6 protein-coding genes and 1 riboswitch are annotated in these 6,366 nt (G+C 38.3%); all 6 genes read left to right on the plus strand.

Translation table 11 applies throughout. The features are described 5' to 3' along the window. The first annotated feature begins 16 nt into the window (after nt 1-16). The gene (sufD, locus tag CEY16_RS09185) at nt 17-1,324 is read left to right on the plus strand and encodes a Fe-S cluster assembly protein SufD (protein ID WP_101331688.1); all 1,308 of its coding nucleotides are present in this window, start codon (nt 17-19) and stop codon (nt 1,322-1,324) included. Next, on the plus strand, nt 1,324-2,544 hold the full coding sequence (locus CEY16_RS09190) for a cysteine desulfurase (protein WP_101331689.1): 1,221 nt from the start codon (nt 1,324-1,326) through the stop codon (nt 2,542-2,544). Before sufD ends, CEY16_RS09190 begins: the two co-directional genes overlap by 1 nt. Beyond that, nucleotides 2,534-2,986 carry a Fe-S cluster assembly sulfur transfer protein SufU gene (gene sufU, locus CEY16_RS09195; protein WP_101331690.1) on the plus strand — a complete coding sequence of 151 codons (453 nt, stop codon included), beginning with the start codon at nt 2,534-2,536 and terminating at the stop codon, nt 2,984-2,986. The genes CEY16_RS09190 and sufU overlap by 11 nt, the downstream gene beginning before the upstream one ends. 44 nt (nt 2,987-3,030) lie before the next feature. Then, on the plus strand, nt 3,031-4,428 hold the full coding sequence (sufB, locus tag CEY16_RS09200; protein WP_101331691.1) for a Fe-S cluster assembly protein SufB: 1,398 nt from the start codon (nt 3,031-3,033) through the stop codon (nt 4,426-4,428). A gap of 540 nt (nt 4,429-4,968) precedes the next feature. Beyond that, nucleotides 4,969-5,052, plus strand: a riboswitch (cyclic di-GMP riboswitch). 62 nt (nt 5,053-5,114) lie between these two features. Next, a complete protein-coding gene (locus CEY16_RS09210; protein WP_101331693.1) occupies nt 5,115-5,639 on the plus strand; it encodes a hypothetical protein in 525 nt (174 codons plus the stop codon). Between the two features lie 16 nt (nt 5,640-5,655). Beyond that, nucleotides 5,656-6,366 (plus strand): DUF5667 domain-containing protein (locus CEY16_RS09215; protein WP_162297912.1); only part of this gene is annotated, 711 nt, incomplete at its 3' end.

Below are 6,366 nucleotides of genomic sequence, written 5' to 3' on the forward strand. Positions count from 1 at the left end.
GATAGGAGGTAAAAGGATGACTGTAGAAACTCAGCTACCTTATGACAAGGATTATATTACCCAATATTCTGGTAAACGTAACGAGCCAGAATGGTTTAAAGATATACGTTTGAACGCATTGGAACTGTCTGAAAACCTTCCAATGCCTAAAACTCAAAAAACTAGAACGAAGAACTGGAATTTCACAAAGTTCAAGCATGATGTTGCAGGAAGCAATATCAAAAGCTTTGATGAACTTCCTGAAAAAATTCGTGTGCTTCTTGATGAAGAGACAACTAGTCAGAACTTGATCATCGTACGTAACAACGATGTTGCTTATTCTTCATTATCACAAGATATCAAGGATCAAGGAGTTATTTTCACAGATATTTTCACAGCACTTCAAGACCATGAAGAATTGGTTAAAAAATATTTCATGCAGGACGGAGTTTCAGTTGATGAAAATCAATTGACTGCTCGCCATGCTGCTCTTTTAAACAGTGGAATCTTCTTATACGTTCCAAAAAATGTTGTAGTAAATGAACCAATTCAGGTTGTTTACTGGCAAGAAGATCCTGAGGCTGCATTTTATAACCATTTAATTCTAGTGGCTGATCAGCATAGTGAAGTAACTTATGTAGAAAACTATGTTTCAAACAATGTGGAAGAACAGACAGTTGCTAATATCGTTAGTGAAGTTTTTGCACATGATGGATCGAAAGTCTCTTACGGTGCAGTTGATAATTTCGCAAAAGGAACGACCACTTATGTGAACCGTCGCGGAACAGCTTATCGTGATGCAACGATTGAATGGGCGCTTGGCCAAATGAACGATGGCCATACCATCTCAGAAAATATTACAAACTTAATGGGTGAAAACTCATTATCACATGCTAAAGCAGTATCAGTAGGACGTGGAGATCAGAAGCAGGACTTCACTGCTAACATCGTACACTTCGGAAAAAATTCTGAAGGGTACATTTTGCAGCACGGTGTAATGAAAGATAAAGCAGCTTCTATTTTCAACGGAATTGGTAAAATCGAACGTGGTGCTTCTAAGTCAAACGCGGAACAAGAGTCACGCGTATTGATGTTATCTGAAGGAGCGCGTGGAGATGCTAACCCGATTCTTTTGATTGATGAAGATGATGTAACTGCTGGCCACGCAGCTTCAGTTGGTCGAGTTGACCCGGTTCAGCTTTACTATTTGATGAGTCGTGGTATTTCACAACGAGAAGCTGAACGCTTAGTCATTCACGGATTCCTATCACCAGTCGTGAAAGAGATTCCTATTGCAACTGTTCAAAAGCAGCTGCGTGAAGTTATCGAAGGGAAAGTTAATTAATGTTAAATGAAGACGTTCGTCAACAGTTCCCCATACTCAAACAACAAGTAAATGAGAATGACCTCGTTTACTTGGATAGCGGTGCTACTTCTCAAAAGCCTCAACAAGTGATTGATGCAGTGAGCCGTTATTACGAGGAATATAACTCAAATGTTCACCGTGGGGTGCATACATTAGGTAGTTACGCGACGGATGGTTATGAAGGTGCCCGTGAAAAGGTCAAAAATTTCATTAATGCTTCAAGTACAAAAGAAGTCATTTTTGTTAGAGGAACGACAACTGCGATTAATACTGTTGCTTATAGCTACGGCAGGGAGAATTTGCAGGAAGGTGATGAAATCGTACTAACATCGATGGAACACCACAGCAACATTATCCCGTGGCAGCAAACTGCAAAAGCTACTGGTGCAACACTAAAATATATTCCTCTTCAAGAAGATGGAACGATTACACTTGATGATGTGCGTAAGACAATTACTTCAAAAACTAAAGTGGTTGCGATGATGCATGTCTCAAACGTTCTTGGAACCATCAATCCGATCAAAGAGGTTACTCAAATCGCTCACGAAAATGGTGCGGTCATTGTGGTAGATGGTGCACAAAGTGTTCCTCATATGAAGGTCGACATGCAAGATCTCGATGTTGATTTCTATGCTTTTTCAGCTCATAAAATGTGCGGACCAACAGGTGTCGGCGTATTATACGGTAAGAGGGAGCTCTTAGAAATTATGGAACCGGTCGAATTCGGTGGGGAAATGATTGATTTCGTGCATCTACACGATTCAACATGGAAGGAACTTCCGTGGAAATTTGAAGGTGGTACACCAATCATTGCAGGCGCAATCGGACTAGGTGCCGCAATCGATTTCTTGGAAGAAATCGGCATGGAGAATGTTGAACAACATGAGGAAGAATTGATACAATATGCATTAGAAAGACTTCAAACCATCGAGGGCATCACAATTTTCGGACCAAAGGAAAGAGCTGGTCTAGTCACTTTCAACTTAGATGATGTTCATCCTCATGACTTAGCGACGGCCTTGGATTCAATGGGGATTGCTGTTCGAGCAGGTCATCACTGTGCACAGCCACTGATGCGAGAGCTTGGAGTCGTGGCAACTGCAAGAGCCAGCTTTTACCTGTATAATAATAAGGAAGACGTCGATCGTTTAGTCGATGGATTACAGAAAACAAAGGAGTATTTCGGTGATGTCTTTTAATAATTTAGATACACTGTACAGACAGGTGATTATGGATCATTATAAGAATCCCCGTAATCGAGGACAATTAGAAGGAGACCATACCACTGTTGAATTGAATAATCCGACTTGTGGAGATCGCATTGACCTTCAATTAAAAGTAGAAGATGGAATCGTTGAAGATGCCAAATTCGAAGGGGAAGGTTGTTCAATCAGCATGTCATCAGCTTCTATGATGACACAAGTCGTAATCGGTAAAAACGTGGAAGATGCAGTAAAAATCTCTCATATGTTTTCAGAGATGATGCTCGGAAACGACCCAGATACAGAGGATTTTAAGGTTGAAGAATTAGGAGATATTCAAGCTCTACAAGGCGTTTCAAAATTCCCTGCCCGTATCAAATGTGCAACACTCGCATGGAAGGCAATGGAACAAGGCGTCGATAAAGAGCAAAGTGAGTAAGGTAGAACGGATCCTTACGCAACTATTTTAAGGAGGGTACCAACATGGCTAAAAAAGCACCTGAAGTAGGTGATTACAAGTACGGTTTCCATGATCGTGATGTATCGATCTTCCGTACAGAACGTGGCCTGACAGAGAAAGTTGTCCGTGAGATTTCACGACAAAAAGAAGAACCCGAATGGATGTTGGAATTTCGCTTGAAAGCTTTTGAACAGTTTCATAAAATGCCTATGCCTCAATGGGGCGGCGATTTGAATGAGTTGGATTTTGACGAGATCACTTATTACGTCAAACCATCTGAACAATCAGAACGTTCATGGGATGAAGTTCCTGAGGAGATTAAGCAAACATTCGACCGCTTAGGAATTCCTGAAGCGGAACAAAAATATCTTGCTGGTGTATCTGCTCAGTATGAGTCTGAAGTTGTTTATCACAACATGGAAAAAGACTTAGAAGACCTAGGTGTTATTTTCAAAGACACTGATACAGCACTTAAAGAAAATGAGGAACTTTTCCGTAAACACTTCGGAAAAACGATTCCGCCATCTGATAACAAATTCTCAGCGCTGAACTCAGCTGTTTGGTCTGGTGGATCATTCATCTATGTTCCGAAAAATACGAAAGTAGAAACGCCTCTACAGGCATACTTCCGTATCAATTCAGAGAACATGGGTCAGTTCGAGCGTACGTTGATCATCGTTGACGAAGGTGCTTCTGTACACTATGTAGAAGGTTGTACAGCACCTGTTTATACAACAAACTCACTACACAGTGCGGTTGTTGAAATCAACGTGATGAAAGATGCGTATTGCCGTTATACAACGATTCAGAACTGGGCAAACAACGTATTTAACTTAGTAACCAAGCGTGCTACTGCGGATGCTAACGCAACAATGGAATGGGTTGATGGTAACTTAGGTTCTAAGCTTACTATGAAGTACCCTTCTGTTCTATTGAAAGGTGAAGGCGCACGCGGTATGACATTATCAATTGCACTTGCTGGTAAAGGTCAGCACCAAGATGCTGGTGCGAAAATGCACCACTTAGCACCTAATACTTCTTCTACAATCGTGTCTAAATCGATTTCGAAGCAGGGTGGTAAAGTAACGTATCGTGGTATTGTCCACTTCGGTAAGAATGCTTCTGGTGCACGTTCAAACATCGAATGTGACACGCTAATCATGGATAATGAATCAACGTCAGATACAATCCCTTACAATGAAGTTCTTAATGAGAATATCTCATTAGAGCACGAAGCGAAGGTTTCTAAAGTATCTGAAGAACAGTTATTCTACTTGATGAGCCGTGGAATCAGCGAAGAAGAAGCTACTGAAATGATTGTAATGGGCTTCATCGAGCCATTCACAAAAGAGCTTCCGATGGAATATGCAGTTGAGATGAACCGCCTGATCAAATTTGAGATGGAAGGTTCAATCGGGTAATATCCATCAAACGTTAATATAACAATGTTTATCTGATATTTTGATCAAAAAAATTTGTGTCGTGCCGATTACGTGCCGACTCGTATTTATCTTTTAGTGTAGGAGGCGAACTTTTGGAGTTCGTCTTCTTTTTTTTGTGTTACTTCTAAGTTTGTATCGGCTGTTGTTAAAAGGGATATTTGACCTAACTTATTCGATACATATTTAATACTTACAAAGTGTTGTATTAAGTAATCTAAATGAATATACAAATTTATGGAGAAAATTTGGAAGCAAAAAGAAGAAAGACTTTCAAAATAATTTAAATATTACTGTATTATGGTTAACTGTTGCGACAGTCATATTTGGAAATGTTCCCAGAATGCCAATTCTTTTTTACATTTTCAATTTTAATTAATTCTGTTATATTGAATATAAGAAATGATCTTTGGTAGGGAGATTTTTTTATAATTTCAAAAAAAACTCCAAATTACCTCCACAAAAGTTCATAGTAATTACGTATTAATTGATTAAGATAGAAAAGTTCACAAAAAACTATAAATTAGATAAAGGCAAACTTTCTGAAAGGATGGGGCGCAAAGCTATAGGGGCTAAGGACTACGTCTAAGCCAGCCAGTTGCCGGTAAACAAGTACACACCCTTGTTCACGGGTGTGTGCTTTTTTTTATAAGAAGGGAGGTTTATATATGAAAAAAAATTGGTATTTTGCATTTATTTTATTATTTTTAACTACTTTATTAGTTGCATGTAATGTAGAAACAAAATCAGAATCAGATAATTTAGCAGAGGTTAACAAAAAAGACGATGGTAAAACTGAAGAGAATGAATTACTATATGAAAATGAAAAGTATGGTATTTCAGTTGAGCAAAATTCAGCCTGGACATTTAAATCTGAGGTTGTTAAATCCAATTTGAATGTAGTTCTAAGCCATAACAAGTTAGAAGCAATTATTTCATCTGTTTCAGCTAATAAAACATTTGAGGAAATAAAACAAGAAATAAAATCAGGTGCTGGAGATGTGGAGATCATTTCAGAAGAGGGGAATAAACTGTTTTTTAAGTCAAAATTGAAAAATGCTATTAGAACAGATGTATATTTTAAAGAATATAACGACTCTAATAACTTCATTATTATCTTTATGTCACCAGTTTCTGAGTATGAACAAGCTAAACCAAATATAGAAAGCTTGTTAAATCATATAAATCTATAAAAAAGGAGTGTTTGAAATGAAAAAGCAATTATTATTTTTAGTTTTAGGTACTGGATTGTTTGTTGGTGGCGGGCATGTTTTTGCAGATGAGACAGAAGAAGTAGTAAGACCAGATTCTGAGCTTTATGATACAACTCGAATTATGGAAGAAGTAGAGTACGATTTAACAGAAGATACTAGTGATAAGGCTATTCTTCAAGACCAATATGCAACGAAGAGATTAAAAGAATCTCAAGTAGCAATGGAAAGTGGGGATTTAGAAACATCCGAACAATTATTAGAAGAATCTAATTTAAGTGCAGAGCAAGCGGATGCTGATCTAACTGAAGCAAAATCCTCTGGTGATGATAATGCAGAAGAAGTAGAAAAGTCTCTATCTGCAAGTCTAGAAGAACGTACAAAAGAGTTAACAAAGCTTCTAGAGAGAGAAGATCTACCAGAAGAAGCAAGACAGGGTATTTCTAATGCGATAAAACAAGTGGAACATGTGGTACAAAGAGCTAAACAACGAGAAGAATTACAATCTAAGCTAGCAGCTGATGAAATAACAGAGGAAGAATTTGGAAGTGAGATGAAAGCACTAGCTGAAACCTTTAAGGAAGAGGCTAAGAAAAATAGAGAAGAAGCAAGAAAGAATAGAGAAAAACGTGAAGATGAAGTAGAAAAGGATGAAGAGGAAGCAAGAGAAGAAGCAGAAGAGCGTGAGGAAGAAGCAAGAGAAGAAGCA

The sequence above is a fragment of the Halalkalibacillus sediminis genome (assembly GCF_002844535.1).
In the GTDB taxonomy this organism is placed as follows: Bacteria; Bacillota; Bacilli; order Bacillales; family Alkalibacillaceae; genus Halalkalibacillus_A; species Halalkalibacillus_A sediminis.

Excerpts from the sequence above, each read along its gene's own strand:
- sufU (WP_101331690.1), top strand. The coding sequence starts at position 2,534 with ATGTCTTTTAATAATTTAGATACACTGTACAGACAGGTGATTATGGAT.
- sufB (WP_101331691.1), top strand. The coding sequence starts at position 3,031 with ATGGCTAAAAAAGCACCTGAAGTAGGTGATTACAAGTACGGTTTCCAT.
- sufD (WP_101331688.1), top strand. The coding sequence starts at position 17 with ATGACTGTAGAAACTCAGCTACCTTATGACAAGGATTATATTACCCAA.
- CEY16_RS09210 (WP_101331693.1), top strand. The coding sequence starts at position 5,115 with ATGAAAAAAAATTGGTATTTTGCATTTATTTTATTATTTTTAACTACT.
- CEY16_RS09190 (WP_101331689.1), top strand. The coding sequence starts at position 1,324 with ATGTTAAATGAAGACGTTCGTCAACAGTTCCCCATACTCAAACAACAA.